This is a genomic window from Methylobacterium sp. GXS13, assembly GCF_001455965.1.
Classification (GTDB): domain Bacteria; phylum Pseudomonadota; class Alphaproteobacteria; order Rhizobiales; family Beijerinckiaceae; genus Methylobacterium.
On the sequence record NZ_LKKO01000066.1, the window covers coordinates 1 to 25,637 of the forward strand.

Consider the following 25,637-nt stretch of genomic DNA (forward strand, 5'->3'; position numbering starts at 1 on the left):
AGGGCGCGGCCCCGTTCGTCCAGGATACCTGGGCGCGGGCCTGCGCGATCCTCGACGCCGTCCTGGCGATCGCCCGGCAGGCGCCGGAGATCGACCTCATCGGCGCCCGCGAACGCCTCGATGCCGCCCGGGCCAGGATCCCGGCCTGATCAGGCCAGGACGGGTTCGGCGGCGAGGTCCAGCTCGATGGTGGCGCAGTTCTCCAGGAACGTGCCGGTGAGGTGATAGAAGAACGTCCCGTGGCCGACCACCGCGATGGTCGACTCCGGGCGCGTCCGCAGCCACTCCCGGAAGCCGGAGACGCGGGCGTCGAACAGGTGGCGCGGCTCCACCGGGTAGCCGCCGACCTCGCAGCCGGGCTCGGCGTGCCACCAGATCTCGGGCAGGTGCCCGACATCGAGATGCGGGAACTCGGCGGCGATCTCGGAGGTCGCCCGGCCGACGTCGCAGCTGCTCTCCTGGCATTCCCGGTGCAGCACCTCGACCAGCACCCGCGGCTGGCTGGGGTGCTCGCCGAACACGATCGCGGCGGTCTCGATCGCCCGGGTCAGGGGCGAGACCACCACCAGCTCGAACGGGATGTCCGTCAGGCGCTGCCGGGCCTCCCGGGCCTGGGCCTGGCCCCGGGGGGTCAGCCGGGCATCGCGGTGGCCGGGATCGCCCCGGCCCAGCCGGTGGGCGGCGTTGAAGGTCGATTCGCCGTGGCGGATGCAGACGATGCGGGTGGTCTCGGACATGAGGCTCGGATGTGTCGCGTGTGGGGAGGGCGGAACGCTCAGGCGAAGCGGCCGCCGCGCTGGATGACCTCGATCTTGTAGCCGTCCGGGTCGGTGGCGAAGAAGAACCGCGCCAGCACGGTCTCGCCGTGCTTCAGCGTCTTCACGTCGGTGGCCTTAAAACCTTCGCGGAGGTGGCGGGCGTGCTCGGCCTCCACATCGTCGACCACGACGGCGATGTGGCCGTAGCCGTCGCCGAGATCGTAGGGCTTGTCGCGGCTCTTGTTCACCGTCAGCTCCAGCTCGAACGGCGAGGCCGGATCGCGCAGGTAGATCAGGGTGAAATCGTCGAAGTCGTAGCGGTCTGCGGCCTCGAAGCCGAAGGCGCGGGCGTAGTAATCCCGCGCGCGCTCTTCGTCGCGAACGCGGATCATGGCGTGGACGGGCTTGGACATTCCGGTTCCTGCGAAGAATTTTCGACGCGGCCTATGTGGCGCCGCCCCCACCCGGCGGAAAGGGCCGACATCCCGTCGCGGCGCCTCACGATCGTGGGACGGCCGCCGAGCTTCGCCCAAAACATTGCCATTTGGCATTTCAACTTGAACGATAGATGTATTCCGACGCGACCCGATCCGGCGCCGCCGCATTTCATGCATTCGAAGGACATTCCTAACGGAACCCCGCTCCGTCAGGCCCGCATGATACTATCGAAAACTCATATCTCTCATCGAGATCAAAAAAGTTATTTTCAAATAAGAAACGACATAGATTTTAGCGCAAGCTTAACCGAAACGTGGCATCATCTTTCCAGACCAGGCCCGCGATTCGCGAACCATCTTCCTGCCGGAGCCGAACAGACATGCTGCGCCTGTCGAATCTCAAGATCATTACGAAGCTGCTGACGATCGTTTCCCTGATCGCCGTCATCGTCGGCGGCTGCGTCTGGTACGCCCAGTCGCGGATGAACCAGATCGACGATGCCTACAGCGCCTTCATCAGCAACGAAGCCGTCGCCGTGGCCGACGGCCGGCGCGTCAGCCGCGTGATCTTCGAGCTCAACTATTACGTCTATCGGATCATCGCGGAGACCGACGCGGCGCAGATCGAGGCCGCCAATGCCGGGTTCGAGGCAGCCGCGCCGACCCTGAAGGCGGCGCTCGGGTCGCTGCGCGATCATGCGCCCAAATTCGCGAGCCGGATCGACCAGCTGCAGACGCGCGTCGACCGATTCCTGCAGGATGTGACCGAGGTGCGCCGGCTCGGTACCAGCAACCAGAACGACCAGGCGATCGCGCAGGTCCATGCGGCGATCGACCCGACCTTCGCCAGCCTGGTTGTGGACGGCAACGCGCTCTCGGACGACATCAACGCCTTCATGCAGCGGGGATCCGACGACCTCACGGACCAGACCAACGCCACGCGCACGCGGCTGATGACCTTCAGCGGCCTCGGGATGCTCGCAGGCATGGTGGCGGCGGTGTTGATCTCGGTGCTCGGCATCACGCGCCCGCTCGACCGCCTCGTCTCCGTCCTGCAGCGGATGGCCCAGGGCGAGATCGATGCCGAGATCAGGGAGGCGGCCCGCAGGGACGAGATCGGCGCCGTCGGCAGGGCGGTCGAGGGTATCAAGGCGATGGTCGCCCGGAAGGCCGCCGAGGAGGCCGAGGTCCGGCGCGTCGCCGAGGAAGCCTCCGCGGCCGCGCGCAGGCGGACCATGCTGGAGCTGGCCGACGGGTTCGAGCGCGCCGTGGGCGGCATCGTCGGCCTGGTCTCGGCCTCGGCGACGGAGTTGCAGGCGACCGCCCAGACCATGACGGCGAGCGCCACGCAGACCGCCAGCCAGTCGACCACGGTGGCCGCCGCCGCCGAGGAGGCCGCCACCAATGTCGAGACCGTGGCGGCCGCCGCCGAGGAGCTGGGCTCCTCCGTGCAGGAGATCGGCCGGCAGGTCCACGGCTCGGCCAGCCTCGCCCAGACGGCGGTCGGCGAGGCGGACCAGACCCATCATCTGGTGCAGGCCCTGAGCCAGGCGGCCACCCGCATCGGCGACATGGTCGGGCTGATCTCGACCATCGCCGGCCAGACCAACCTGCTGGCCTTGAATGCCACGATCGAGGCGGCCCGGGCCGGGGAGGCGGGCCGCGGCTTCGCCGTGGTCGCGTCCGAGGTGAAGGAGCTGGCGGCCCAGACCGCCAGGGCGACCGAGGAGATCAGCCAGCAGATCGGCCAGATCCAGGGCGTGACCGGCCAGGCCGTCACGGCGATCGAAGGGATCACGGCGCGCATCCGGGAGATCGACTCGGTGGCGACCTCGATCGCAGCGGCCGTCGAGGAGCAGGGCGCCGCGACCCAGGAGATCGTCCGCAATGTCGCCCAGGCAGCCACCGGCACGAACGAAGTGACCAGCAACATCGCCGGCGTCGCCCAGGCCTCCGAGCAGACCGGCTCCGCCGCGAGCCAGGTGCTCGACGCGGCCGGCGAGCTGTCGCGCCAGTCGGAGCATCTCGGCGCCGAGGTCTCGCGCTTCCTCGCCACCGTGCGGGCGGCGTAAGCCGCGCCGCCTTTACGGAAACCCGAGCGGGCTTGCAGAGTCACACATCACGTTCGGCGGCAAGCGCTTGAAAGATAGCGCCTTTTCCCCTCCCCCTTGCGGGGAGGGGGCAGGGGTGGGGGTGGTGCAGGATTGCGCGCAACGGTGCCTTCTGAACCACCCCCACCTCCGGCTCCTCCCCGCAAGGGGGAGGAGAGAGCGCCGCACCGCTCGCCGTGCGATATCTGGAGATCGTAGCCCGACTGGGTGGAAGCGACGCCGAAGGTCACCTCCCTACGCCGGCAGGACGACCACCTTCGTCTTGACCGGCGTGCGCGCGTAGAGGTGGATCATGTCCTGGCTGAGCAGGCCGACACAGCCGCTCGTGATCCCCGAGCCGATCGTCTCGGGATCGCTGCTGGCGTAGATCGTGTAGAGCGTATAGGCGCCGTTCTGGTAGAGATGGAGGGTGCGGGCGCCGAGCGGGTTGTCGAGGCCGCCCGGCATGCCGCGGGCGTATTTGGCCGCCTCGGGCTGGCGCTTGATCATCTCCCTCGGCGGCGTCCAGGTCGCCCATTCGGACTTGCGACCGACATAGGCGTCGCCGCTCCACAGGAACCCGTCGCGGCCGACATTGGCGCCGTACCGGGTGGCGGATCCATCGCCCTCGACCCGGTAGACGTAGTAATTGCCGGGATCGACGATGATCGTGCCGGCGGCTTCCTTGGTCTCGTAGCGAACCGTCCGACGATAGTATTTCGGATTGACCTTGCTGATGTCGACCGCCGGGATCGGGAATTTCTCATTCGGCATCGGCCCGTACACCGTCGCCGCCTCGGCGAGGAGCAGGCCGTCGGTTGTCGCGCAACCGGCGAGGCCGAGCGCGCCGAGACCCGCGACCGAACCGCCCAGAAACGACCGGCGGCTGAGAATCCCAGCCCGGTGCCCGCGCAGAGCGACGTCACGCCTGTCGCCGACATCGGCGTCCCAACCGTCCCTGATCATGATCCCGGACTTCCTATGACTCGCGGCCCAATGCGGTAACGCCCCGGCCTCTATGCAATCGCGCGTACGGCTAAGCTGAGATTGGCAAGACCGCTCGTCCCTGGCAAGCTCGGCTTTTACGTCGAGAGTGTGGCCGAACCTGTTCGGGGTCCGGGTCAGGCGATGGATCCGAGCGCGGCCCCGCACAGTCCAGATACCGGCAAGCTTTGCCTTCAAGGCGTCGCCCGGTCCATGGAGAGGCCATGATCCGCCTCATCCCCAGCCTGCCCGCTGTCTACGTCATCGCGCGGGGGGTGTGGCCGCTGCCATGGCCACTCGCGCTCAAGTTCGGCGTGGCCGGCGTTCTGCTGGTCGCATCCCAGTTCCACCTGTGGAGCCGCCTCTCCTCCGGCTCGGTCTTCGCACCCGAGTTCCCCCGCCCGGTGGTGATCCTGTTCAACGGGGCCTTCGGCGCGATCGCGCTGGCCGCTGTCATGCTGCTCGCCCTCGACATGGCGGCGCTGGCCTCCCTGATCCTGCCGGGGGGCGGTTGGGCAATCCCCGCCGCCTGGCGCTACGCGGTGGCCCTCGCGGCCGCGCTCCTGGCGGCGATCGCCGTGTGGCGGGCCGTGCGCGTGCCGCCGTTGAAGGACCTCACCGTCGCGATCCCGGGCCTGCCCCCCGGCTTCGACGGCTACACGATCCTGCACCTCACCGACCTGCATATCAGCCGCCTGTTCCCGGCTGCCTGGGCGCAGGCCGTCGTCGCGCGGGCCAACGACCTCGGCACCGACCTGATCGCGGTGACGGGCGACTTCATCGACGGTTCGCTCGCGTCCCGACGGAACGATGTCGAGCCGCTGCGCGCCTTGCGGGCGCGGGACGGCGTCTGGGCGGTGCCGGGCAACCACGAGTACTTCTTCGATCACGATGCCTGGATGCGCCACCTGGCGGGGCTGGGGATCCACATCCTCGCCAACGCCCACACGGTCCTGAGGCGCGACGGCGGCGCGCTGGTGCTGGCGGGCGTCACCGACCGCTCGGCGCCCGCCACCGGCCATCCGGGCCCCGATCTCAAGGCGGCCCTGGCCGGTGCCCCGGCGGGCGCGCCGATCGTGCTGCTGGATCACCAGCCGGCGCAGGCCGCCCGGGCCGCGTCGCGCGGTGTGGCGCTGCAGCTCTCCGGCCATACCCACGGCGGCATGATCCGCGGCCTGGACCGGCTGGTGGCGCGCGGCAATGCGGGGTTCGTCTCCGGCGCGTATCGGGTCGGTGCCATGCTGCTCTACGTCAGCAACGGCACCGCGCTGTGGCCCGGCTTCGCCCTTCGCCTCGGGCGCCTGTCCGAGCTGACGCGGATCACCCTGCGGCGCGGGTCGTGACGCGGATCGGATCCTGAGGGTAAGGCGCGACGGCCGATTGCCCAGTCGCCCCCCGTCACGTCCCGATCCGCAGCACCTCGGTCCGGTCGCCCGCCTGTTCGAAGGCGGCCGGGTCGGCGCCGGTCATCCAGACCTGGCCGGGCAAGGCGTCGAGGGCCTCGAACAGGCCGGCCCGGCGGCGGGGGTCGAGATGCGCCGCGACCTCGTCGAGGAGGATCATCGGGGCGATGCCGCTCATCGCCCGGACCAGCCGGGCATGGGCCAGGACCAGGCCGATCAGCAGGGCCTTCTGCTCGCCCGTGGAGGCGGTGCCGGCCGGGACGTCCTTGGGGCCGTGGCGGACGACGAGATCGGTGGTCTGCGGCCCCGTGAGGGTGCGGCCCGCCGCCCGGTCGCGGTTGCGGCCGTTGCGCAGGGCCAGGCGGAAACGGTCCTCCGCCTCGATCGCCGGCCAGACCGCCACGAGGTCGTCGAGGTCGCCCTCCAGCCGGATCGACGCCCAGGGGAAGGGCTGCGCGTCGTCCCGGGTCTCGGCAATCAGCCGGTCGAGGCGCTCGGCGGTCTCGCGGCGGGCGAGCGCCACGGCGACGCCGAGCTCGGCCACCTCCCGCTCCACGGCGTCGAGCCAGCGGCCGTCATCTGGCCGATCCTCCAGCAGCCGGTTGCGCGAGCGCAGGGCGCGCTCCATGGCCGAGACCCGCGCCCCGTGGCCGGCATCCACCGCCAGGACCAGCCGGTCGAGGAACCGGCGCCGGTCGCCGGCCGCGCCGCGGAACAGCCCGTCGAGATCCGGGGTCAGCCAGACCACCCGGACGAACTCGCTGAACGCCACCGGCGAGGAGGCGGGGGCGCCGTCGATCCGGCAGAGCCGGCTCGTGCGCCCGTCCGGCCCCGGGGGCTCCAGCCCAGTGCCGAGGCGATGCTCGGCGCCGTCCCGGTCGAGGGTGAGCGAGACCGCGAAGCCCCCCGGGCCGTCCACGCGCGCCATGGCGGCGAACTCGGCCCGGCGCAGGCCCCGCCCCGGCACGAACAGGGAGATCGCCTCCAGCAGGTTGGTCTTGCCGGCGCCGTTCTCGCCGACCAGGGCCACGAAGCGGGCGCCGGGGTTCAGTTCGAGATCGATGTGATTGCGGAAGTCGCGGGCGATCAACCGGGTGAGGCGTGTGGATCCAGCCGTGTCGAGTTCACTCATAAGGCGGCACGATGGAGCGGTCGCGAGCCGCGTGCGGCACGCGACCGATCGAAATGCGGTCGTCGAGGATGCGATGGAGGATCAGGTAAGATCGGAATATGAGGATCCGTACGGTGAGAGCAATCTCCGGCGCGGGCCTGCCCATCATCGGCTGACGACCGAGCGCACTGACATCGGGTGCGCAGCTCAGAGACGAAGCTGCGGGCCCGCGTCGGATTGTCAGCCGCGATGAAGTCACCGATCTCGCGCAGATCGGCTCGGGCTTGTCGCGACAAGACGACAGGCTTCAAGAGGCGGCCTTTTCCATGGCGGCATAGCGCGCCTCCAAGGCATCCAGCGTGGCGTCGAGCGGTTCGTAATCTCCACTCTCGACGCCCTCCCGCCAAGCCTCGCGCATCGTCCCAAGGCGATCCTCGTGCTGGAGCAGCAACGCGACACCGGCGGCGACCGCCTCCTCCGGCGAACCGTAGCGCCCTGCCGCGATCAGACGATCGAGCGAGGCTTCCTGAACCGGATCGAGGATGACGGCTTTCGGCATGGCAGCCTGATCCTACACCCGCATCGGCATCAGCACGTACAGGGCCGGCGCGCCCTCGCGATCCTGGATCAGGGTCGGCGAGCCCGGGTCGGCGAGCTTGAACAGGGCGGTGTCGCCCTCGAGCTGGGCGGTGATGTCGAGCAGGTAGCGGGCGTTGAAGCCGATATCGAGGCCGGCCGCCTCGTAATCGACGTCGAGCTCTTCCGTGGCGCTGCCCGAATCCGGATTGTTGACCGAAAGCGCCAGGCGCCCCTCGGTGAGCCCGAGCTTCACGGCGCGGCCGCGCTCGGACGAGATCGTCGAGACCCGGTCCACCGCCTTGGCGAAGACGTCGCGCTCGACGGTGAGGCGCTTGTCGTTGTTGGCCGGGATCACCCGCTGGTAGTCCGGGAAGGTGCCGTCGATCAGCTTCGAGATCAGCGTCAGGCCGCCGGCGAAGCGCAGGCGGATCTTGGCGGGCGAGAGATCGACCGCGACGGTCTCGCCGCCGTCGTCCAGGAGCTTCTGGATCTCGGCCACCGCCTTGCGGGGCACGATCACGCCGGGCATGCCGACGCTGCCCTGCGGAGCCGGGATCTCGACCCGGGCGAGGCGGTGGCCGTCGGTGGCGACCGCGCGCATGACGGGGCCGCTCTCGGTCTCCAGCGTGTGCAGGTAGATGCCGTTGAGGTAGTAGCGCGTCTCCTCGGTGGAGATCGCGAACTGCGTCTTGTCGATCAGGCGCTTGAGGTCGGCGCTCGCGATCTCGAAGCCGTGCGGCATCTCGCCGGCGGCCAGATCCGGAAAGTCGCCCTCCGGCAGGGCGCCGAGCGCGAAGCGCGACCGGCCCGAGCGGATCGTCATCTGGCCGGATTCGCCGCCCGTCTCGAGGGAGACCTGGGCGCCGTCGGGCAGCTTGCGCACGATGTCGTAGATCACGTGCGCCGGGACCGTGGTGGCGCCCGGATCGGCCACGTCGGCCGGCACGCTCTCGGTGACCTCGATGTCGAGATCGGTCGCGCGCAGCTGCAGGCTCGAGCCGTCCGAACGCAGCAGCACGTTCGACAGGATCGGAATCGTGTTGCGGCGCTCGACGACCCGGTGCACGTGGCCGAGCGACCTGAGCAGGGCCGCGCGCTCGACGGTGACTCTCATCGCAGTACTCAAGTGATGGGGGAGGGCGCCGCGGCCGGCATCCCTCACAGAAACAGGCCGATCAGCTTGGCGAAGGGGGCGGGCGAACGCAAGGCCGCCGTCGCGGCATCGCACAGCTACGCCGTTGGCCGGTGGGATTCAGGGTTTCCGCGGGGGCCGCCCCGTGCGAAAGCGCCGCGCTCCACCTGAAGCGGCACCGTACCGCCCGAGTCCGAACCGAACCATGTCGCAGACCGTCGAAACAACAGGCCCGCGGGGCGCCGCACCGAGTGCCAGCCCCGGCCGCATCCTGGCCGCGAGCTTCGTCGGAACCGCGATCGAATTCTTCGATTTCTACATCTACGCCACCGCCCTGGTGATCGGCCCGGTCTTCTTCCCGGCGGGCGCCCCCGGGGTGCAGCAGCTCAGCGCCTTCGCGACCTTCGCGATCGCGTTCATCGCGCGGCCGGTCGGGGCGGCCCTGTTCGGGCATTTCGGCGACCGGGTCGGCCGCAAGGCGACGCTGGTGGCGTCGCTGCTGATCATGGGCCTGTCCACCGTCCTGATCGGCTGCCTGCCAACCTACGCCACCGCCGGCTGGTGGGCGCCCGCCGCCCTGTGCGTCCTGCGCTGCGGCCAGGGCATCGGCTTCGGCGGCGAGTGGGGCGGCGCGGCCCTGCTGGCCGTGGAGAACGCGCCGCCGGGCAAGCGCGCCTGGTACGGCATCTTCCCGCAGCTCGGCGCGCCGGTGGGCTTCATCCTGGCCAATCTCGGCTTCCTGGCCCTCAGCTTCGGACTCTCGCCCGAGAGCTTCCAAGCCTGGGGCTGGCGCCTGCCGTTCCTGGCCTCGGCCGCCCTGGTCGGGGTCGGGCTCTACGTGCGCCTCAAGCTCACCGAGACGCCCGCCTTCAAGGCGGCGCTGACCGAGGCGAAGCCCGAGCGCGTGCCCTTCGCCACGATGCTGGCCCATCACGGCCGCGCGGTCCTGATCGGCACCTTCGCCATGGTGGCCGTCTACGCCGTGTTCTACCTCTCGACGGTCTTCGCCCTGGGCTACGGCACCGGGACGCTGGGCTACACCCGGCCGACCTTCCTGCTCTTCGAGTGCATCGCGGTCTGCTTCATGGCCCTCGGGACCGTGATCTCCGGGGCGGCGGCCGACCGGTTCGGGCGCAAGCCCGTGCTGCTCTCCGGCATGGCCGCGGTGTTCGCGCTCGGCTTCCTGATGGGGCCGATGCTGGGGAACGCGGCCGCCGCCGGGACCTGGCCGCCGGTGCTGGGCTTCCTGTGCCTCAGCCTGCTGGCGATGGGCTGGGTGTTCGGCCCCATGGGCGCCGTGCTGCCCGAGCTGTTCCCGACCCGGGTCCGCTATACCGGCGCTTCGGTCACCTACAACCTCGCGGGGATCCTGGGCGCCTCGGGGGCGCCCTACATCGCCCAGGAGCTCGCATCCTATGGTGGCATCGGGTTCGTCGGATTCTATCTCGCGGCCGCGGCGGTGCTGAGCTTCGTCGCCGTGCTGGCCATGCGCGAGACCGTGCATGATTGAGGGGCTCGCCCCTCAGGCACGGTCGGGGGCCGCCGGCTCGTAACGGCCGAGGAACCGGGTCCGGTCCCACAGCTCGATCGCCGCATCCGCGACCATGGCGCGGGTGCGGCGGCGCGCCTGCCTGTCGTCCGCGGCCGGAACGACCTCGGCCGAGAACACGCGGCCGGCCCGGTCGAGCTTGAATGCCCGGTAGGCGCGGCTGCGCTGAGCGGTCTGTGCGTCCAGGGTGAGCATCGGGTCCTCCTCGAAGCCCGAGCCTTCCGGCATCTGGTTAACCGTCCGTGAACGCCTGATGTCAGGTCCGCTTGTCGAGAGGCCGGCCCAGCAGACGCGCGAACTCGGCCTCGATCTCCTCCACCGAGAACGGGTTGCCGGCGGCCTTCGTCTCCGCACGCGGCGCGGGCGACGGCTCAGCCGGGGGCGCAGGCACGGGCGCGACCGGCGTTGCAGGAGGTGGCGCGTGAGGCCGGGGGGCCGGAGGCTCGAGCGCCGGCGCCGGCGCCGCAACGGGTGGCGGCTCAGGCGGGGCAGGGGGAACCGGAGAGGGCGCAGGCGCAGCGGACATCATCGCCGCCACCGGATCCACCGGCTCCACCGTGGGGGCGGGCGGCGGCGCGGGCGTCACCGCCGAGGACGGGCGCGACAGGGCGGCCTGGAGTTGCCGGGCCATGTCGGAGAGCACCACCGGATCGACGGACCGGCGCTCGGACGGGACGGTCAGGCTCGGCGCCACCTGAACGGTCTCGTCGCGCTCGGGCGCAGGCTCCGGCTTGCGCTCCGAGGCAGGATTGGGCCGCGGGTCGGCGAGGGGCGGCGCGGTGCGGCTCAGGATCCGACGGGGCGAGAGCGTCTCCCGGAGCGGCGGGGCAGGGGCCGGCGCAGGCGGCGCGGCGCGGGGTTGCAGCACCGCAGGGGTCGAGACCTCCTGGCCCGGCTCGTCGCCGCCGAGCAGGCTCACGTCGAGGGGAAAACTCACCGGCGGCGCGGCGGCCGAGCGCGGGACAGGCGGCGGCACGACGACGGGCATCTCGAAGCCCGGATCGAACACCGGCTCCGAGCGGCGGCCGGCGATCTCGGCCAGCGCCCGGGGCGGCTCGGTCAGGCGTCCGCCCTGGGCCAGGGGATCCGGCAGCGGCTCGGCCATCGGCTCCGGCCCCGTATCGGCACGCAGGGCGGCCTCGGGGAGGGGACGCTGCGTGCGCTGGATGTTGCGCTCGACCACGACGTCGTTCGGGCCGCCCACGAGCAGCAGGTGCTCGACATTGTCCCGGCGCAGCAGGATCAGCTGCCGGGCCCGGTCGAGCTCGTACACGTCCACGATGCCGAGCCGGGGCTGGCGCCCGCGCGCCGGCGTGCGCCCGGGCAGGGCCAGGCTGCGTCCGGTCAGGCGCCGCACCGTGAACACGATCGCGGCCAACGCCGTGAAGATGACGGCGAAGATCACGACATACTGGACGATGGGGGAGCCCTCAGAACCGAACACGGATTGCAGCCATGGCAAGATTACGCACTCGCACGTTTCAGCCGCCGCAGGGCCGCGCCCGGCACGAGCCTCGCTCATACCACGCCGGCGGCCCCGCAAGGCAAACGACGTTAAGACTTCGTTAACAGGCCCTTAAGTTTAGCGCCATCAAGACAAGAGGTTGTGAAGCACCGCCCGCCGCTGTCCCCAGGAACGTGACCCGCCCCGCGCGCGACGATGGTCCGGGCAGGGGCCGGGGGTGCCGGCACTTAACGGTGCGTTAACTATGCAGGCGGCAGATTTTGCCGAGCCCGCCCGATCCCGCGTGGCGTCGCGAGACCGGAGGCGACCGTGGCCCTGACCGACCTGCCCATCCTGGGGATGCTGCGCACCCGGATGCAGTGGGCGCAGGCGCGCCAGGGCCTGATCGCCGAGAACGTCGCCAATGCCGACATGCCGGGCTTCAAGCCCCGCGACCTGGCGGAGCTGCGCTTCGACCGGGCCACCGGAAGCGCGGTCACCGCCTCGCCCGGCCTGACGCTGACCAGTTCCGCCCATATCGCGCCCCCCGGGCAGTCCGAGGCCGGGGCCGATCCCAAGCGGGCCAAGGGCTTCGAGGTCCGCCCGAGCGGCAACGCGGTCAATCTCGAGGACGAGATGATGAAGGCCGGCGACAACCAGTCGGACTATCAGCTCGCCGCCTCGCTCTACCAGCACAGCCTGACCACCCTGAAGATCGCCATCGGCAAGAGCTGATTGTTTCGGACATCGATCGATCGGACGTGCCGGCGAGGCGCGCGGCGGAGAAGGGGCCCTGAGCCATGGAATTCAGCAAGTCGCTCACCGTGGCGGCCGCCGGCCTCAAGGCGCAGTCGGGCCGGATGCGGATCATCGCCGAGAATATCGCCAACGCGGATTCCGCCCCGGCCTCGGCCGGGGCCGAGCCGTACCGCCGCAAGATCCCGTCCTTCACCAGCCACATGGACCCGGAGACCGGGGCCAAGCTGGTGGAAGCCGGGCGGGTCGGGCGCGACTCGTCCCCGTTCCGGACCAAGTACGAGCCCGGAAACCCCGCCGCCAACGCCCGGGGCGAGGTGCAGATGCCCAACGTCAACGCGCTAATCGAGAACATGGACCTGCGCGAGGCCCAGCGCTCCTACGAGGCGAACCTCAACATGGTGACGTCCACGCGCAAGATGCTCGCGCAAACGCTGTCGATCCTCAAGTGAGTGCGAAGGAAGCCTAGTCGATGGCGACGAGCAATTTCGCAGCGGGCGCCTACGCGGCCGTCCAGGGCATGGCCAACGGCCGGCCCGCGCCCAAGGTCCAGTCGACCGGCGAGGCCGACGGCAACTTCATGCAACTCCTCGGCAACGCCCTGGACAATGTCGGGGATGCCGGGCGGCGGGCCGACGGCCAGGCGATCTCGGCGGCCTCCGGGAAGGCCAACGTCGTCGACGTGGTCACGGCGGTGGCCGAGAGCGAGACCGCCCTGCAGACCATGGTGGCGGTGCGCGACCGCATGATCTCTGCCTACGAAGAGATCATGCGGATGCAGATCTGAGCATTTCTCGCAGGCTTCCGGACTGCCCCTGCCTACTCTTTGAGCAAGACGCGCCCCATGACCGGCCTCGCCATCCTCGACGTCGCCCGCGACGGCATCTTCGTCTTCCTCAAGGTCGCCGGGCCCCTGATGCTGGTCGCGCTCGCGGTCGGGTTGATCGTGTCGCTGGTCCAGGCGCTGACGCAGGTCCAGGAGCAGACCCTGATCTACGTGCCCAAGATCGTGGCGGTGTTCGCCGCGCTCCTGCTGATGCTGCCGTTCATCGGCGACGCCATGGCCGGCTACATGACCCGCATCGCCGCCCGCATCGCCACGGGCGGGTGAGCATCGTCCCGAAAGGTGGGCACCGGCTTTCGGAGCAAGACGATGCGGATCGGCAACCGAGGCCCGCGTCCTGGATCCGCGATCCAGGATGCGGGTCGATTGGACGTCCTCGGCGCGACAGGCGCCGCGCGCCCGTGCCATAGGGGCGGCGATGAACCTGCTCCTGCCCGGCATCGCCTCGGCCTATCTGATCACCTTCGCCCGGGTCGGCACGCTGATCATGCTGATGCCGGGGGTCGGCGAGCAGATGGTGTCGCCGCGGATGCGGCTGGCCTTCGCGCTGCTGACGACGCTGGTGCTGTTCCCGTCCGTGCGCCCGCTGCTCGGCGGCACCGACGGCCTGGCCGGCCCTCGGCTGATCGGGCTCTTGTTCGCGGAGACGATCGTCGGGCTGGTTCTCGGCCTGTCGGTCCGGATGGTGCTGGCAGCCCTGCAGACCGCGGGGCTGATCATCTCGCAGCAGCTCGGCCTGGCCTACGCCATGACGGTGGACCCGAGCTACGGCGGGCAGCAGGCGGCACTGGGCAACTTCCTGTCGCTGCTCGGCATCACGCTGATCTTCGCCGCCGACCTGCACCATCTCGCCATCGAGGGCCTGGCGCAGAGCTACGTGGTGCTGCCCCCGGACGGGGTCCCGGCCTTCTCGGACGCGCTGATGCTGGCGCTCAAGGCGCTGACCCGGGGCTTCACCCTGGCGGTGCAGATCTCCGGGCCGTTCATCGCCTTCGGGCTGCTGTTCAACCTCGGGCTCGGGGTGCTGTCGCGGCTGATGCCGCAATTGCAGGTGTTCTTCCTGGCGGTCCCGGCCTCGGTCCTCATCGGCATGCTGATCCTGATGGGCTCGCTCGGCGTCATGATGGGCGTCTTCCTGGACGATCTCGGCCGGTATCTCGGCGAGTTCGTCGGCCGCTGATCCGCCTTCACGCGCACTGAGCTCGAGCGAACACCATGGCCGAGGGCGCAGAGCAGGAAGACAAGACCGAAGAGCCGACACAGCGGCGCCTCGACCAGGCGATCGAGCGCGGCGATGTCGCGACCAGCGCCGAGATCAACACCTTCGCGATCCTCGGCGCCTTCACGCTGGCCCTGCTGATCGCGGCGCCCACCATCGCCCAGAACCTGACCCAGGGCCTCAAGGCCTTCCTCGCCAACGCCCACACCCTGCCGGACGACGCCACCAGCATGAGGCAGGCGGCGACCCGGGGCCTGTGGCTGTGGCTGGAGGCCGTGGCGGTGCCGGTCGGGATGGCGGCGGCGGCCGGCCTCGCCGCCGGCCTCCTTCAGCACCCGTTGGTGCTCACCACCGAAACCCTGATGCCGAAATTCGACCGCATCTCGCCGATGGCCGGGGTCAAGCGCCTGATGGGGATCGAGGCCCTGTTCCAGTTCGGCAAGGGGCTGGCCAAGATCGGCGCGGTCGGCATCGTCGGCGGCGTGCTGCTGTGGAACGACCGCGACCGGCTGGAGGTGTTCGCGCGGCTCGATCCGGCCGGGTGCCTGCCGGCAGTCTTCTCCCTCAGCCTGCATCTGCTCGCCGGCATGCTGTGCATGCACCTGGCGATCACGCTGGGCGACGCGCTCTACGCGCGCTTCCGCTGGCGCAAGCGCCACCGCATGTCGAAGGAGGAGATGAAGCAGGAGATGAAGGAGGCGGACGGCAACCCGGAGATCAAGGGTCGCATGAAGCAGATCCGCATGGCCCGGGCGAAGAAGCGGATGATGACCGCCGTGCCGACCGCCACCGTTGTGGTGACCAACCCGACCCACTACGCGGTGGCGCTCCGCTACGAGGCCGGCATGGCGGCGCCGATCTGCGTCGCCAAGGGCGTCGACGCCCTGGCCCTGCGCATCCGCACCGTGGCGGCCGAGCACGGCGTCGCGGTGATCGAGAACCCACCGCTCGCCCGGGCCCTGCACGCCACCGTGGAGATCGACCGCGAGATCCCGGCCGAGCATTACCGGGCGGTGGCGGAAGTCATCGGCTTCGTCCTGCGCCTGCGCCGGCGGGCGGCGTAGGCGCGAGGGCTGGTATTCAGCACGCCGATCGCGTGGCAAAGCCTAGAAAAGCCACGCTTCCTCCACCTTTTTTTGCGAGGTTGCATCGAGGCTTGGCGCGACACGACCGGCGCGACGAGAGTGATGCCGTGCTGCCCGAGCCCTGCTATGGCCGGCGGGCCTAACCGGGTGATTGTTCTGGAATGATGCCGATGGCCGACGTCACTGGACCTCCGGCGCCCGCGACGGGCACGCAGATCTCAGGTTCTCAGGGGAACGGCGCGATCGACCGCTCGGAGCAGCCGGGCCGGGTCGGGCTGCTGCTCGTGCTCGCGGGCCTTCTGGTCGGGGCCGCGATCGGCCTGTCCTTCGTGGCCAACGAGCAGGCGCAGTCGCTGATCGTCTGGCTGCTCGCCCTGTTGGCGATGGCCGGCGTGTTCTTTCTCTTCGCGCTCGCCATCGGGGCGCTCCAGCTCAGCGGCACCGCCACCCGGGACGACATCACCAAGGGCATCGTCGATGCCTCCCCCGACGGGGCGCTGGTGGTCGAGGATGGCGGCCGGCTGATCTACGCCAACGAGGCCTATCTGCGGGTGGCCGGCGGCGACGCCTTCTCGAACCTCGTGCCGGTGGAGCGCATCCTGGTCGGCTCGCCGGAGGTCTCGGAGGCGGTCTACCGCCTGTCGCAGGCCTCGCGCGACGGACGGGCGCATACCGAGGAGATCCGGATGTCGCCCCCGCTCGGGCCGCAGGCGCACGAGCGGGGCTTCGGCTGGTACCGGGTCTCGGTGCGTCCCCTGGCGCGCCCGCGCCGGGCCGCCTCGCTCTGGACGGTGGCCGACATCACCGCCGAGCGCGAGCGCCAGGAGAACGTCTTCCAGGAACTCCAGCACGCGATCGACTATCTCGACCACGCACCGGCGGGTTTCCTGTCGATCGATCCGGCCGGCGCGATCGTCTACATGAACGCGACGCTGGCGGCGTGGCTCGGCTACGATCTGGCCAGCGTAGGCCCGGGCGGCCCGCACCTCACCGAGATCGCCCCGGAAGCCGATGTCCTGGTGCGCACCGCCGGCCTGCCCGGCGAGGTCCGCACCGACCGGTTCGACCTCGACCTGCGCCGCCGCAACGGCCACACCCTGCCGGTGCGGCTCTACCACCGCGTCGCCTTCGGCAAGGACGGCAAGCCCGGCTCGTCGCGGACCTTCGTGATCAACCGCTCGGCCGGGGCCGAGACCGACGAGCCGCAGCGCGCCGCCGAAGTGCGGCTCGCGCGCTTCCTCAACAATTCCCCGATCGCCATCGCGACCCTCGACCGGTCGGGCCGGATCGCCCGGGCCAACACCTCCTTCACCCGCCTGTTCGGCACGGTGCCGCGCCAGGCCGACGAGGGCGGCCCCGAGGGGGAGGGCCATCAGGGCGCCGAGCCCAACGTCGCCGATTCGGTGGTCGACCGCGCCTCCCTGGAGGCGGGCCTTACCCGGGCCGCCAGCGGCCTGTCCGATCCGGAGCCGATCGAGGTCCAGCTCAGCGGCCCCGGCGGCCGCTCGGCGCGGCTCTGGCTCAGCCCGGCCGACAGCAGCGACGCGACCCAGAAGGCCGACGAGGCCGAGCGCGTCATCCTGTACGCCCTCGACACCACGGCCCAGCGCCAGCTGGAGCAGCAGGTCGCCCAGGCCCAGAAGATGAATGCGGTGGGCCAGCTCGCCGGCGGCATCGCGCACGACTTCAACAACGTCCTGCAGGCGATCATCGGCTATTCGGACCTGCTGCTGGCGAGCCACCGGCCGACCGATCCGGCCTTCCAAGACATCATGCAGATCAAGCAGAACGCCAACCGGGCGGCGGGCCTCGTCCGCCAGCTCCTGGCGTTCTCCCGCCGCCAGACCCTGCGCCCGGAGGTGATGCATGTCGGGGAGGGGCTCTCGGAGCTGACCCTGCTGCTCAAGCGGCTGCTGGGCGAGCGCGTCGCCCTGGAGCTGAAGCACGGCCGGGACGTCTGGCCGGTGAAGGCCGACGTCAACCAGTTCGAGCAGGTGATCGTGAATCTCGCGGTCAACGCCCGCGACGCGATGCCGGACGGCGGCAAGCTGATGATCCGCACCGAGAACGTCACCGATCCGGGCCCCACGGCGGCCGTGGAGGGACGCGGCGGGGCGCCCGCGGGCGACCACGTGCTGATCGAGGTGCGCGACACCGGCCAGGGGATCCCGCCCGAGCTGATGGAGAAGATCTTCGAGCCGTTTTTCACCACCAAGGAGATCGGCAAGGGCACCGGCCTCGGCCTCTCGACGGTGTTCGGCATCGTCAAGCAATCCGGCGGCACCATCGACGTGCAGTCGAAGATCGGGGAGGGGACGGCCTTCCGCATCTACCTGCCCCGCCACATCCCGGTGGCGGAGCCGGAAGAAGCCGCGCCCGCGATCCCGGCCCTGCCCCGGGCCGACATGCCGGTGCCCGGCCAGGCGCCGGCCAAGTCGGCCGGGACGGGTGAGGCCGCCGAACGCAGCGGCACGTCGAAGGCCTCCGCGAAGCCGGCCCCGCGCAAGCCCGCGGCCGACCATACCGGGCAGGGCACGATCCTGCTGGTCGAGGACGAGGATCCCGTCCGGGCGGTCAACAGTCGGGCGCTCTCGGCCCGCGGCTACACGGTGCTGGAGGCCGCCTCCGGCCTGGAGGCGCTCGCCATCGTGCGCGACGGCAGCCAGCCGATCGACCTCGTCGTCTCCGATGTGGTGATGCCCGAGATGGACGGCCCGACCCTGTTGCGCGAGGTGCGCAAGCACCAGCCGGACCTGAAGGTGATCTTCGTCTCGGGCTACGCCGAGGACGCGTTCCGCAAGAACCTGCCCGAGGGCGAGGCCTTCAACTTCCTGCCCAAGCCGTTCAGCCTCAAGCAGCTGGTCGAGACCGTGAAGAAGACGATGGCCGCCGACTGACCGCGCCGCCGATCACGCCGGTGGAGAACCTGCGCGCCGCCCCCCTCGGGGCGGCGTTCTCATATCCGGCGCCCTTGCCGAAATAGAACAAAACAGGTACACGAACGGGGTGCTCACGCGCGTTGTGAACTGCGCACAACACCTTCATAAGGAGCCCGCCAGATGGCCCAGCCTGCATTGAAAGTGGTCGACATGCCCCCGGTGGACAAGGACAAGTCCAAGGCGATCGACGCCGCCCTGTCCCAGATCGAGCGCGCCTTCGGCAAGGGCTCGATCATGCGGCTGGGCAAGAACGACAAGGTGCAGGAGGTCGAAACGGTCTCCACCGGGTCGATCGGGCTCGACATCGCCCTCGGCGTCGGCGGCCTGCCCCGGGGCCGGGTCGTGGAGATCTACGGACCCGAATCGTCCGGCAAGACCACGCTGGCCCTGCACACCATCGCCGAGGCCCAGAAGAAGGGCGGCGTCTGCGCCTTCGTGGATGCCGAGCACGCCCTCGATCCGATCTATGCCCGCAAGCTCGGGGTCAATCTCGACGATTTGCTGATCTCGCAGCCCGATACCGGCGAGCAGGCCCTGGAGATCACCGACACGCTGGTGCGCTCCGGCGCCATCGACGTGCTGGTGGTCGATTCGGTCGCCGCGCTGACCCCGCGGGCCGAGATCGAGGGCGAGATGGGCGAGAGCCAGCCCGGCCTTCAGGCCCGCCTGATGAGCCAGGCCCTGCGCAAGCTCACCGGTTCGATCTCGCGCTCGAACTGCATGGTGATCTTCATCAACCAGATCCGGATGAAGATCGGCGTGATGTACGGCAGCCCGGAGACCACCACGGGCGGCAACGCGCTGAAGTTCTACGCCTCGGTGCGCCTCGACATCCGCCGCATCTCGACCCTGAAGGACCGCGACGAGGCGATCGGCAACCAGGTCCGCGTCAAGGTCGTGAAGAACAAGGTCGCGCCGCCGTTCAAGCAGGTCGAGTTCGACATCATGTTCGGCGAGGGCGTGTCGAAGGTGGGCGAGCTGATCGACCTCGGCGTGAAGGCCGGCATCGTCGAGAAGTCCGGCGCCTGGTTCTCCTACAACAGCCAGCGCCTGGGCCAAGGCCGGGAGAACTCGAAGGGATTCCTGCGCGACAACCCCGAGATCGCAGGCAAGATCGAGGCCTCGATCCGCCAGAATTCCGGCCTCGTCGCCGAGAAGATCCTGGAGAACGCCAAGCCGACCGAGGACGACCTCGACGAGGGCGAGGCTTAAGTTAAGCCGCCCGCGGCTCCAACCCTTGCCGCGCTTCCGCGCGCAGACGACAATCAACGGCCCCGGCGAGGCATTCGCCGGGGCCGTTCGTCATTGAGGATGCAGCAGGCTGTGACCGACCTTCTGGAAAAGGCCGTCGCAACAGTCCGGCGTATGGCGCCTGAGGCACAGGATGCCATCGCACAGGCCATGCTCGACATGGCGCAGGTTGGCGCGCCGAGCGAGATTGATCCCGACCATCTGAAGGAAATCCTGGAAGGCCTCGACGAGATCGCTCACGGAGACATCGCGTCGCCCGAGGAGGTCGAGGCGGCCTTCCGCCGTTTCAGAGCGTGAAGCTGGTCTACGCGCGCCGTGCGGTCCGGCGTCTAACGGAGATCGCCGACTATGTCCGGGAGCGAAATCCGGGCGCCGCTGATAAGATCGAGCATGCGATTCGCGATACGACCGGGCTTCTCAGGCGCCGCCCTTTCGTGGGCCGAAGCGTCCGACCGGGGGTGCGCGTCTTCGCGGTGCCCGACTGCCGTATCTGATCTACTATCAGGTCGACGAGCGGCGGGAGATCGTGACGATCATCACGCTCCGGCACGCCGCACAGGACCGATTGGCCTAACGGACGGACGCAGACATCTCCGCGGCCGTCGAGAGAAGACAGCTCAGGCGGCTTCGCCGGTCTCGGCGACCGCAGCAGCCTGGTCTTCGACCAGCTTCCAGGTCTTGGTCTTCGAGAAGGGGCGGCACTCCTCGATGAACACCGTCTGCCCGACCTTGGCGGCATTCGCCTCGTCGTGGGCATGGTAGTTCTTCGAGCGACGCACCGTCTTCTTCATCACCGGGTGCGTGAAGCGACGCTCCACCTTCACCACGATGGTCTTCTCGCCCTTGTCGCTGACGACGGTGCCCTGCAGGACGCGCTTCGGCATGGTGTTCTCCTAAGCCCCTGTCAGCTCTTGGACGCCTGCAGCGTCTTCGAACGCTGCAGGGTGCGGACGCGGGCGATGTCGCGGCGGACCTCACGGACGCGGGCGACGTTCTCGAGCTGGCCGGTGGCCCCCTGGAAGCGCAGGTTGAACTGCTCCTTCTTGAGGTTCAGCAACTCGTCATTCAGCTGATCCGGCGACAACGCCTTCAGATCAGACACTCTCTGGGTCGACTTCACGATAGCCTCCGTTCAGTCGGCGATGCGTTGGACGACCCGCGTGCGGATCGGGAGCTTGGCGGCGCCGAGGCGCAGGGCCTCCTTGGCGATGTCCTCGGCGACGCCGTCGACCTCGAACATGATCCGGCCCGGATGGACGCGGGCAGCCCAGTAATCCGGGGCGCCCTTACCGGAGCCCATGCGGACTTCGGTCGGCTTCGAGGAGACCGGCACGTCCGGAAACACCCGGATCCAGACACGGCCCTGACGCTTCATCTCGCGGGTGATCGCGCGGCGGGCCGCCTCGATCTGCCGGGCGGTGACGCGCTCGGGCTCCACCGCCTTCAGGCCGAACTGGCCGAAGTTCAGCTCGAAGCCGCCCTTGGCCGCACCGTGGATGCGGCCCTTGAACTGCTTACGGAAGCGAGTCTTTTTCGGTTGCAGCATGGCTTCCTACCTTACGCGTGCTCGCGCTCGCGGCGTCCGCGCTCGCGGCCGCCCTCGCCATCGCGCTCACGGCGCCCGCCGGAGCGGCCGCCCTCTTCCTGGGCCTTCTTGTCCTGCGCCATCGGGTCGTGCTCGAGGATCTCGCCCTTGAACACCCAAACCTTGATGCCGCACGTGCCGTAGGTCGTGAATGCGGTCGCGGTTCCGTAATCCACATCCGCACGCAGGGTGTGCAGCGGGACGCGGCCCTCGCGGTACCATTCCTGGCGGGCGATCTCGGCGCCGCCGAGACGGCCCGAGCAGTTGATGCGGATGCCCTCGGCACCCAGACGCATCGCCGACTGCACGGCGCGCTTCATGGCGCGACGGAAGGCGACGCGGCGCTCGAGCTGCTGGGCGATCGAGTCGGCCACCAGGGTGGCGTCGATCTCGGGCTTGCGCACCTCGACGATGTTGATCGTCACGTCGGCCTTGGTCATCGTGCCGACGAGCTTGCGGAGCTTCTCGATATCCGCACCCTTCTTGCCGATCACCACACCCGGGCGACCCGAGTGGATGGTGACGCGGCACTTCCGGTGCGGACGCTCGATGACGATCTTCGAAACGGCGGCCTGCTTCAGCTGCTTCATGAGAGCGGCGCGGATCGCGACGTCCTCGTGCATCAGCTTGGCGTACTCGCCCTTGCCGGCGAACCAGCGGGAGTCCCAGGTCCGGTTGATACCGAGACGGAGACCGATCGGATTGACTTTCTGGCCCATGAGATCCTCCTTAAGCCGCTTCGGCCTGGCGGACTTCGCGAACCACGATGGTCAGGTTCGAGAAGGGCTTCAGGATGCGCGCACCACGGCCGCGGGCGCGGGCATGGAAGCGCTTGAGCACGAGGGCCTTGCCCACGAACGCCTGAGAGACGACGAGATCGTCGACGTCCAGGTCGTGGTTGTTCTCGGCGTTGGCGATCGCGCTCTCGAGGCACTTCTTGACCTCGGTCGAGATGCGCTTGCGCGAGAACTGCAGGTCGGCCAACGCGGTGTCGACCTTCTTGCCGCGGATCATCTGCGCCACGAGGTTGAGCTTCTGCGGGCTGACGCGCAGCATGCGCGCGACCGCCTTGGCCTCGTTCTCGGGGAGCGCGCGGGGGGTGGCTTGCTTGCCCATCTCAGCGCCTCTTCGCCTTCTTGTCGGCCGCGTGCCCGTGGAAGGTGCGTGTCGGCGAGAACTCGCCGAACTTGTGCCCCACCATCTCCTCGGAGACATAGACCGGGATGTGCTTCTGCCCGTTGTGCACACCGAAGGTGAGCCCGACGAACTGCGGGAGGATCGTGGAGCGGCGGCTCCAGATCTTGATGACCTCTGAGCGCGAGGAGCCCCGCGCCGCTTCGGCCTTCTTGAAGAGGTAGCCGTCGACGAACGGCCCCTTCCAGAGAGAGCGTGCCATAGCGATTACTTCTTGCGGTTGTGGCGGCTGGACAGGATGAACACGTCGGTCCGCTTGTTGGACCGGGTCTTCTTCCCCTTGGTGGGCACGCCCCACGGCGTGACCGGGTTGCGGCCGCCCGAGGTACGGCCCTCGCCGCCGCCGTGCGGGTGATCCACCGGGTTCATGGCCACGCCGCGGTTGTGCGGGCGCTTGCCGAGCCACCGGTTGCGCCCGGCCTTGCCGAGCGAGATGTTCATGTGGTCCGGGTTCGACACCGCACCGACGGTCGCGAAGCACTGGCCGTGCACGAGGCGCTGCTCGCCGGAATTCAGGCGCAGCGTCACGTAGCCCTGGTCGCGCCCGACGATCTGGGCGTAGTTCCCGGCCGAGCGGGCGATCGCGCCGCCCTTGCCGATCTTCAGCTCGACGTTGTGGACGATCGTGCCCACCGGCATCGAGCCGACCGGACCGGCATTGCCCGGCTTGATGTCGACGCTGTCGCCGGTCACCACCTTGTCGCCCGGCTGCAGGCGCTGCGGAGCCAGGATGTAGCTCTGCTTCCCGTCGGGGAAGTTGATCAGGGCGATGAAGGCCGTGCGGTTCGGATCGTACTCGATCCGCTCGACGGTCGCGGCGACACCCGGCTGCTCGCGACGCTTGAAGTCCACGTTGCGCAGCACGCGCTTGTGCCCACCGCCGCGGAAGCGGACCGTGATGCGGCCCAGGTTGTTACGGCCGCCGGAGGAGCTCTTGCCCTCCGTCAGCGCCTTCACCGGCTTGCCCTTGTAGAGCTCACGGCGGTCGACGAGCACGAGCTGGCGCAGGCTCGGCGTGACCGGTTTGAATGTCTTCAAGGCCATCGGCTTGGATCCCTAAAACCCGTCCTCAGAGCCCGGTCGTGACGTCGATCGTGTGGCCCTCGGCCAGGGTGACGATCGCCTTCTTCACGTCGGAGCGCTGCCCGCGGAGACCGCGGAAAATCTTCTTCTTGCCCTTGGTCACGAGGGTGTTCACCGCCGTGACCTTGACGTCGAACAGCTTCTCGACCGCCTCCTTGATCTGAGGCTTGGTCGCCTTGGGGCCGACCCGGAAGACGACCTTGTTCTGCTCGGTCAGGTTCGTCGCCTTCTCGGTGATGACCGGGGAGACGATGATGTCGTAGTGGCGCGGATCGGCACTCATTTGAAACGCTCCTCCAGCGCGTCGACGGCGGCCTTGGTCAGGACGAGCGTGTCACGGCGCAGGATGTCGTAGACGTTGATGCCCTGAACGGGAAGCACGTCGATCTGCGGGATGGCACGCGCGGCGCGGCCGAAGTTCACGTCGACCTCGGCACCGCCGATGATCAGCGCGTTCGAGAGGCCCATCTTGCCGAAGCGCTCAATGAGACCCTTGGTCTTGTGATCCTCGATCTTGATGTCGTCGACGACGATCAGGGTCGAGGCCTTGGCCTTGGCCGACAGGGCGTGGCGCAGGGCCAGGGCACGGACCTTCTTGGGAAGGTCGTGGCCGTGGTCGCGCACGACCGGCCCGAAGGCGCGTCCGCCACCGCGGAACTGCGGAGCCGAGGCGGCGCCGTGACGGGCGTTGCCGGTGCCCTTCTGCTTGTACAGCTTCTTGCGGGTCCGGTTCACGTCCGAGCGGTTCTTCACCGCGTGGGTGCCGGCCCGACGCTTGGCGAGCTGCCAGCGCACCATGCGCTGAAGGAGGTCGGCCCGCGGCTCAAGGCCGAAGATTTCCTCGTTCAGCTCGACCGAGCCGGCGCCAGCGCCGTCGAGAGTGGTGATATCGAGCTTCATCAGGCGGTCTCCTCAGCCGCAGGGGCCTCGGGGGCAGTCTGGGCGGACTCGGTGGACGCGCCGTTCTCGCGGAACTTGCCCGGCAGCGGCACGTCGGCGGGAAGCTTGCGCTTCACCGCATCACGGATCTGGATCCAGCCGCCGGCGACGCCCGGAACCGCGCCCTCGACCAAGATCAGGCCGCGCTCGGGATCGGTGCGCACGACGCGCAGGTTCTGCGTGGTGACACGCTCGACACCGAGGTGACCCGGCATCTTCTTGTTCTTGAAGGTCTTGCCCGGGTCCTGACGGCCGCCGGTCGAACCGATCGAACGGTGCGAGATCGACACGCCGTGGGTGGCGCGCAGACCGCCGAAGTTCCAGCGCTTGATACCGCCGGCGAAGCCCTTACCCGTGGTGGTGCCCGTCACGTCGACGAACTGGCCCGGTATGAAGTGATCGGCCGTGATCTCGGCGCCGACCGGGATCAGCGCGTCCTCGGACACGCGGAACTCGGCGAGCTTCTTCTTCGGCTCGACCTTGGCGACCGCGAAGCGACCGCGCTCGGCCGCCGACACGTTCTTCACCTTGGCCTTGCCGACGCCGACCTGGAGGGCGACGTAGCCGTTCTTTTCAACGGTGCGGTGGGCCACCACCTGGCATTGATCGATCTTAAGCACTGTGACGGGGACATGCTCCCCCGCGTCTGTGAAGACGCGGGTCATGCCGACCTTCTGTGCGATGACGCCTGAGCGCATAGGTCTCTCCCTCGCGCGATGAAACGGTAAGCTCTAAATCCCGGCGGGACTTAGAGCTTGATCTCCACGTCCACGCCGGCGGCGAGGTCGAGCTTCATCAGCGCGTCCACGGTCTGCGGCGTCGGATCGACGATATCGAGCACTCGCTTGTGCGTGCGCATCTCGAACTGCTCGCGCGACTTCTTGTCGATGTGCGGCGAGCGGTTCACGGTGAACTTCGCGATATGCGTCGGCAGCGGGATCGGACCCCGGATGGTCGCGCCGGTGCGCTTGGCCGTGGAGACGATCTCCTTGGTCGACGCATCGAGGATGCGGTGATCGAACGCCTTGAGGCGGATGCGGATGTTCTGACCGTTCATAATCCTGAAACCTTGAGAGGGACGGCGGGGAGTGCGAGGACGGATCCCCGCCGCGCCCTGCTAAGGATGCTGTCCTGGCTTAGTCGTTGATGGCGGCGACGACGCCGGCACCGACGGTGCGGCCGCCCTCGCGGATGGCGAAGCGCAGCTTCTCCTCCATGGCCACCGGCACGATCAGCGTGACGTCCATGGTCACGT

34 protein-coding genes and 1 pseudogene are annotated in these 25,637 nt (G+C 69.2%); 14 read left to right on the forward strand and 21 right to left on the reverse strand.

The window, feature by feature from the left end:
* Positions 1-149: 149 nt before the first annotated feature.
* Together AO398_RS21935 and AO398_RS21940 are read right to left on the reverse strand one after the other, a co-directional pair.
* On the reverse strand, positions 150-737 hold the full coding sequence (locus AO398_RS21935; RefSeq protein ID WP_058194310.1) for a histidine phosphatase family protein: 588 nt from the start codon (positions 735-737) through the stop codon (positions 150-152).
* A 38-nt stretch (positions 738-775) separates the two neighbouring features.
* Positions 776-1,171, reverse strand: coding sequence for a VOC family protein (locus AO398_RS21940; RefSeq protein WP_058194311.1), 396 nt, complete (start codon positions 1,169-1,171; stop codon positions 776-778).
* A 404-nt stretch (positions 1,172-1,575) separates the two neighbouring features.
* Between AO398_RS21940 and AO398_RS21945 the strand changes: the two genes are divergently transcribed.
* On the forward strand, positions 1,576-3,267 hold the full coding sequence (locus AO398_RS21945; RefSeq protein WP_058194312.1) for a methyl-accepting chemotaxis protein: 1,692 nt from the start codon (positions 1,576-1,578) through the stop codon (positions 3,265-3,267).
* Between the two features lie 273 nt (positions 3,268-3,540).
* On the opposite strand, the gene AO398_RS21950 is transcribed toward AO398_RS21945, so the two are convergent.
* Positions 3,541-4,251 (reverse strand): L,D-transpeptidase, encoded by a 711-nt coding sequence (locus AO398_RS21950; RefSeq protein ID WP_058194313.1) that lies wholly within the window; start codon positions 4,249-4,251, stop codon positions 3,541-3,543.
* Positions 4,252-4,493: 242 nt separating this feature from the next.
* On the opposite strand from AO398_RS21950, the gene AO398_RS21955 reads away from it, so the two are divergent.
* A complete protein-coding gene (locus tag AO398_RS21955) occupies positions 4,494-5,612 on the forward strand; it encodes a metallophosphoesterase (RefSeq protein WP_058194314.1) in 1,119 nt (372 codons plus the stop codon).
* A 55-nt stretch (positions 5,613-5,667) separates the two neighbouring features.
* On the opposite strand, the gene recF is transcribed toward AO398_RS21955, so the two are convergent.
* The 4 genes from recF to dnaN are packed head-to-tail and all read right to left on the reverse strand — an operon-like array spanning position 5,668 to position 8,476.
* Positions 5,668-6,804: a DNA replication/repair protein RecF gene (recF, locus tag AO398_RS21960; protein ID WP_058194315.1), complete on the reverse strand. Its 1,137-nt coding sequence runs from the start codon at positions 6,802-6,804 to the stop codon at positions 5,668-5,670.
* Positions 6,801-7,190 (reverse strand): type II toxin-antitoxin system RelE/ParE family toxin, encoded by a 390-nt coding sequence (locus AO398_RS29125; RefSeq protein ID WP_152997610.1) that lies wholly within the window; start codon positions 7,188-7,190, stop codon positions 6,801-6,803. Before AO398_RS29125 ends, recF begins: the two co-directional genes overlap by 4 nt.
* A complete protein-coding gene (locus AO398_RS21965; protein ID WP_058194316.1) occupies positions 7,091-7,342 on the reverse strand; it encodes a type II toxin-antitoxin system ParD family antitoxin in 252 nt (83 codons plus the stop codon). The genes AO398_RS29125 and AO398_RS21965 overlap by 100 nt, the downstream gene beginning before the upstream one ends.
* Before the next feature lie 12 nt (positions 7,343-7,354).
* Positions 7,355-8,476 (reverse strand): DNA polymerase III subunit beta, encoded by a 1,122-nt coding sequence (gene dnaN / locus AO398_RS21970; RefSeq protein WP_058194317.1) that lies wholly within the window; start codon positions 8,474-8,476, stop codon positions 7,355-7,357.
* A gap of 223 nt (positions 8,477-8,699) precedes the next feature.
* Between dnaN and AO398_RS21975 the strand changes: the two genes are divergently transcribed.
* On the forward strand, positions 8,700-10,004 hold the full coding sequence (locus AO398_RS21975) for an MFS transporter (RefSeq protein ID WP_058194318.1): 1,305 nt from the start codon (positions 8,700-8,702) through the stop codon (positions 10,002-10,004).
* A gap of 12 nt (positions 10,005-10,016) precedes the next feature.
* Here the strand turns inward: AO398_RS21975 and AO398_RS21980 are convergent, their stop codons facing one another.
* Both AO398_RS21980 and AO398_RS28520 read right to left on the reverse strand, forming a co-directional pair.
* Entirely contained in the window at positions 10,017-10,271 is a 255-nt protein-coding gene (locus tag AO398_RS21980) for a hypothetical protein (RefSeq protein WP_244498851.1), read from the reverse strand.
* Between the two features lie 28 nt (positions 10,272-10,299).
* Positions 10,300-11,487 carry a hypothetical protein gene (locus AO398_RS28520; protein WP_244498852.1) on the reverse strand — a complete coding sequence of 396 codons (1,188 nt, stop codon included), beginning with the start codon at positions 11,485-11,487 and terminating at the stop codon, positions 10,300-10,302.
* Positions 11,488-11,817: 330 nt separating this feature from the next.
* Between AO398_RS28520 and flgB the strand changes: the two genes are divergently transcribed.
* From flgB to AO398_RS29730, 11 genes are all read left to right on the forward strand, one after another.
* A complete protein-coding gene (gene flgB / locus AO398_RS21990; protein WP_058194320.1) occupies positions 11,818-12,222 on the forward strand; it encodes a flagellar basal body rod protein FlgB in 405 nt (134 codons plus the stop codon).
* 65 nt (positions 12,223-12,287) lie between these two features.
* Positions 12,288-12,695 carry a flagellar basal body rod protein FlgC gene (gene flgC, locus AO398_RS21995; protein WP_058194321.1) on the forward strand — a complete coding sequence of 136 codons (408 nt, stop codon included), beginning with the start codon at positions 12,288-12,290 and terminating at the stop codon, positions 12,693-12,695.
* Between the two features lie 20 nt (positions 12,696-12,715).
* Positions 12,716-13,030, forward strand: a complete 315-nt coding sequence (gene fliE, locus AO398_RS22000; RefSeq protein WP_058194322.1) for a flagellar hook-basal body complex protein FliE — start codon at positions 12,716-12,718, stop codon at positions 13,028-13,030.
* Positions 13,031-13,087: 57 nt separating this feature from the next.
* Entirely contained in the window at positions 13,088-13,354 is a 267-nt protein-coding gene (gene fliQ, locus AO398_RS22005) for a flagellar biosynthesis protein FliQ (RefSeq protein WP_058194323.1), read from the forward strand.
* Between the two features lie 151 nt (positions 13,355-13,505).
* On the forward strand, positions 13,506-14,267 hold the full coding sequence (gene fliR, locus AO398_RS22010) for a flagellar biosynthetic protein FliR (protein ID WP_058194324.1): 762 nt from the start codon (positions 13,506-13,508) through the stop codon (positions 14,265-14,267).
* A gap of 35 nt (positions 14,268-14,302) precedes the next feature.
* On the forward strand, positions 14,303-15,370 hold the full coding sequence (flhB, locus tag AO398_RS22015; protein ID WP_058194325.1) for a flagellar biosynthesis protein FlhB: 1,068 nt from the start codon (positions 14,303-14,305) through the stop codon (positions 15,368-15,370).
* 191 nt (positions 15,371-15,561) lie between these two features.
* Entirely contained in the window at positions 15,562-18,288 is a 2,727-nt protein-coding gene (locus AO398_RS22020) for a PAS domain-containing sensor histidine kinase (protein WP_058194334.1), read from the forward strand.
* 162 nt (positions 18,289-18,450) lie between these two features.
* Positions 18,451-19,542, forward strand: a complete 1,092-nt coding sequence (recA, locus tag AO398_RS22025; protein ID WP_058194326.1) for a recombinase RecA — start codon at positions 18,451-18,453, stop codon at positions 19,540-19,542.
* A 111-nt stretch (positions 19,543-19,653) separates the two neighbouring features.
* Positions 19,654-19,878, forward strand: a complete 225-nt coding sequence (locus AO398_RS22030; protein ID WP_058194335.1) for a hypothetical protein — start codon at positions 19,654-19,656, stop codon at positions 19,876-19,878.
* Positions 19,875-20,075: a type II toxin-antitoxin system RelE/ParE family toxin gene (locus tag AO398_RS29725; protein WP_280139143.1), complete on the forward strand. Its 201-nt coding sequence runs from the start codon at positions 19,875-19,877 to the stop codon at positions 20,073-20,075. The genes AO398_RS22030 and AO398_RS29725 overlap by 4 nt, the downstream gene beginning before the upstream one ends.
* Entirely contained in the window at positions 20,063-20,155 is a 93-nt protein-coding gene (locus tag AO398_RS29730) for a hypothetical protein (RefSeq protein WP_280139145.1), read from the forward strand. Before AO398_RS29725 ends, AO398_RS29730 begins: the two co-directional genes overlap by 13 nt.
* A 43-nt stretch (positions 20,156-20,198) precedes the next feature.
* Here the strand turns inward: AO398_RS29730 and rpsQ are convergent, their stop codons facing one another.
* The 12 genes and pseudogenes from rpsQ to AO398_RS27745 form a co-directional block, all read right to left on the reverse strand.
* Positions 20,199-20,465, reverse strand: a complete 267-nt coding sequence (gene rpsQ, locus AO398_RS22040) for a 30S ribosomal protein S17 (protein ID WP_058194327.1) — start codon at positions 20,463-20,465, stop codon at positions 20,199-20,201.
* Between the two features lie 20 nt (positions 20,466-20,485).
* The gene (gene rpmC, locus AO398_RS22045; protein WP_058194328.1) at positions 20,486-20,701 is read right to left on the reverse strand and encodes a 50S ribosomal protein L29; all 216 of its coding nucleotides are present in this window, start codon (positions 20,699-20,701) and stop codon (positions 20,486-20,488) included.
* Between the two features lie 12 nt (positions 20,702-20,713).
* Positions 20,714-21,127, reverse strand: coding sequence for a 50S ribosomal protein L16 (rplP, locus tag AO398_RS22050; RefSeq protein ID WP_007569280.1), 414 nt, complete (start codon positions 21,125-21,127; stop codon positions 20,714-20,716).
* A gap of 11 nt (positions 21,128-21,138) precedes the next feature.
* Positions 21,139-21,885 (reverse strand): 30S ribosomal protein S3, encoded by a 747-nt coding sequence (gene rpsC, locus AO398_RS22055; protein WP_007569278.1) that lies wholly within the window; start codon positions 21,883-21,885, stop codon positions 21,139-21,141.
* Between the two features lie 10 nt (positions 21,886-21,895).
* Positions 21,896-22,282 carry a 50S ribosomal protein L22 gene (gene rplV / locus AO398_RS22060; RefSeq protein ID WP_058194329.1) on the reverse strand — a complete coding sequence of 129 codons (387 nt, stop codon included), beginning with the start codon at positions 22,280-22,282 and terminating at the stop codon, positions 21,896-21,898.
* A 1-nt stretch (position 22,283) separates the two neighbouring features.
* Positions 22,284-22,562 carry a 30S ribosomal protein S19 gene (gene rpsS / locus AO398_RS22065; protein WP_007569276.1) on the reverse strand — a complete coding sequence of 93 codons (279 nt, stop codon included), beginning with the start codon at positions 22,560-22,562 and terminating at the stop codon, positions 22,284-22,286.
* A gap of 5 nt (positions 22,563-22,567) precedes the next feature.
* The gene (rplB, locus tag AO398_RS22070; protein WP_058194330.1) at positions 22,568-23,404 is read right to left on the reverse strand and encodes a 50S ribosomal protein L2; all 837 of its coding nucleotides are present in this window, start codon (positions 23,402-23,404) and stop codon (positions 22,568-22,570) included.
* 25 nt (positions 23,405-23,429) lie between these two features.
* A complete protein-coding gene (locus AO398_RS22075; protein ID WP_007569272.1) occupies positions 23,430-23,726 on the reverse strand; it encodes a 50S ribosomal protein L23 in 297 nt (98 codons plus the stop codon).
* Complete coding sequence (gene rplD, locus AO398_RS22080; RefSeq protein WP_058194331.1) at positions 23,723-24,343, reverse strand: 50S ribosomal protein L4; 621 nt, start codon at positions 24,341-24,343, stop codon at positions 23,723-23,725. Before rplD ends, AO398_RS22075 begins: the two co-directional genes overlap by 4 nt.
* On the reverse strand, positions 24,343-25,080 hold the full coding sequence (gene rplC / locus AO398_RS22085; RefSeq protein ID WP_058194332.1) for a 50S ribosomal protein L3: 738 nt from the start codon (positions 25,078-25,080) through the stop codon (positions 24,343-24,345). Before rplC ends, rplD begins: the two co-directional genes overlap by 1 nt.
* A gap of 50 nt (positions 25,081-25,130) precedes the next feature.
* Positions 25,131-25,439, reverse strand: a complete 309-nt coding sequence (gene rpsJ, locus AO398_RS22090; RefSeq protein WP_007569268.1) for a 30S ribosomal protein S10 — start codon at positions 25,437-25,439, stop codon at positions 25,131-25,133.
* Between the two features lie 79 nt (positions 25,440-25,518).
* A pseudogene (locus AO398_RS27745) lies at positions 25,519-25,637 on the reverse strand (elongation factor Tu); the annotation flags it as partial.

Excerpts from the sequence above, each read along its gene's own strand:
- AO398_RS21935 (WP_058194310.1), bottom strand. The coding sequence starts at position 737 with ATGTCCGAGACCACCCGCATCGTCTGCATCCGCCACGGCGAATCGACC.
- AO398_RS21940 (WP_058194311.1), bottom strand. The coding sequence starts at position 1,171 with ATGTCCAAGCCCGTCCACGCCATGATCCGCGTTCGCGACGAAGAGCGC.
- AO398_RS21945 (WP_058194312.1), top strand. The coding sequence starts at position 1,576 with ATGCTGCGCCTGTCGAATCTCAAGATCATTACGAAGCTGCTGACGATC.
- AO398_RS21950 (WP_058194313.1), bottom strand. The coding sequence starts at position 4,251 with ATGATCAGGGACGGTTGGGACGCCGATGTCGGCGACAGGCGTGACGTC.
- AO398_RS21955 (WP_058194314.1), top strand. The coding sequence starts at position 4,494 with ATGATCCGCCTCATCCCCAGCCTGCCCGCTGTCTACGTCATCGCGCGG.
- recF (WP_058194315.1), bottom strand. The coding sequence starts at position 6,804 with ATGAGTGAACTCGACACGGCTGGATCCACACGCCTCACCCGGTTGATC.
- AO398_RS21965 (WP_058194316.1), bottom strand. The coding sequence starts at position 7,342 with ATGCCGAAAGCCGTCATCCTCGATCCGGTTCAGGAAGCCTCGCTCGAT.
- dnaN (WP_058194317.1), bottom strand. The coding sequence starts at position 8,476 with ATGAGAGTCACCGTCGAGCGCGCGGCCCTGCTCAGGTCGCTCGGCCAC.
- AO398_RS21975 (WP_058194318.1), top strand. The coding sequence starts at position 8,700 with ATGTCGCAGACCGTCGAAACAACAGGCCCGCGGGGCGCCGCACCGAGT.
- AO398_RS21980 (WP_244498851.1), bottom strand. The coding sequence starts at position 10,271 with ATGCCGGAAGGCTCGGGCTTCGAGGAGGACCCGATGCTCACCCTGGAC.
- flgC (WP_058194321.1), top strand. The coding sequence starts at position 12,288 with ATGGAATTCAGCAAGTCGCTCACCGTGGCGGCCGCCGGCCTCAAGGCG.
- fliE (WP_058194322.1), top strand. The coding sequence starts at position 12,716 with ATGGCGACGAGCAATTTCGCAGCGGGCGCCTACGCGGCCGTCCAGGGC.
- fliQ (WP_058194323.1), top strand. The coding sequence starts at position 13,088 with ATGACCGGCCTCGCCATCCTCGACGTCGCCCGCGACGGCATCTTCGTC.
- fliR (WP_058194324.1), top strand. The coding sequence starts at position 13,506 with ATGAACCTGCTCCTGCCCGGCATCGCCTCGGCCTATCTGATCACCTTC.
- flhB (WP_058194325.1), top strand. The coding sequence starts at position 14,303 with ATGGCCGAGGGCGCAGAGCAGGAAGACAAGACCGAAGAGCCGACACAG.
- AO398_RS22020 (WP_058194334.1), top strand. The coding sequence starts at position 15,562 with ATGGCCGACGTCACTGGACCTCCGGCGCCCGCGACGGGCACGCAGATC.
- recA (WP_058194326.1), top strand. The coding sequence starts at position 18,451 with ATGGCCCAGCCTGCATTGAAAGTGGTCGACATGCCCCCGGTGGACAAG.
- rpsQ (WP_058194327.1), bottom strand. The coding sequence starts at position 20,465 with ATGCCGAAGCGCGTCCTGCAGGGCACCGTCGTCAGCGACAAGGGCGAG.
- rplP (WP_007569280.1), bottom strand. The coding sequence starts at position 21,127 with ATGCTGCAACCGAAAAAGACTCGCTTCCGTAAGCAGTTCAAGGGCCGC.
- rpsC (WP_007569278.1), bottom strand. The coding sequence starts at position 21,885 with ATGGGCCAGAAAGTCAATCCGATCGGTCTCCGTCTCGGTATCAACCGG.
- rplV (WP_058194329.1), bottom strand. The coding sequence starts at position 22,282 with ATGGGCAAGCAAGCCACCCCCCGCGCGCTCCCCGAGAACGAGGCCAAG.
- rpsS (WP_007569276.1), bottom strand. The coding sequence starts at position 22,562 with ATGGCACGCTCTCTCTGGAAGGGGCCGTTCGTCGACGGCTACCTCTTC.
- rplB (WP_058194330.1), bottom strand. The coding sequence starts at position 23,404 with ATGGCCTTGAAGACATTCAAACCGGTCACGCCGAGCCTGCGCCAGCTC.
- AO398_RS22075 (WP_007569272.1), bottom strand. The coding sequence starts at position 23,726 with ATGAGTGCCGATCCGCGCCACTACGACATCATCGTCTCCCCGGTCATC.
- rplD (WP_058194331.1), bottom strand. The coding sequence starts at position 24,343 with ATGAAGCTCGATATCACCACTCTCGACGGCGCTGGCGCCGGCTCGGTC.
- rplC (WP_058194332.1), bottom strand. The coding sequence starts at position 25,080 with ATGCGCTCAGGCGTCATCGCACAGAAGGTCGGCATGACCCGCGTCTTC.
- rpsJ (WP_007569268.1), bottom strand. The coding sequence starts at position 25,439 with ATGAACGGTCAGAACATCCGCATCCGCCTCAAGGCGTTCGATCACCGC.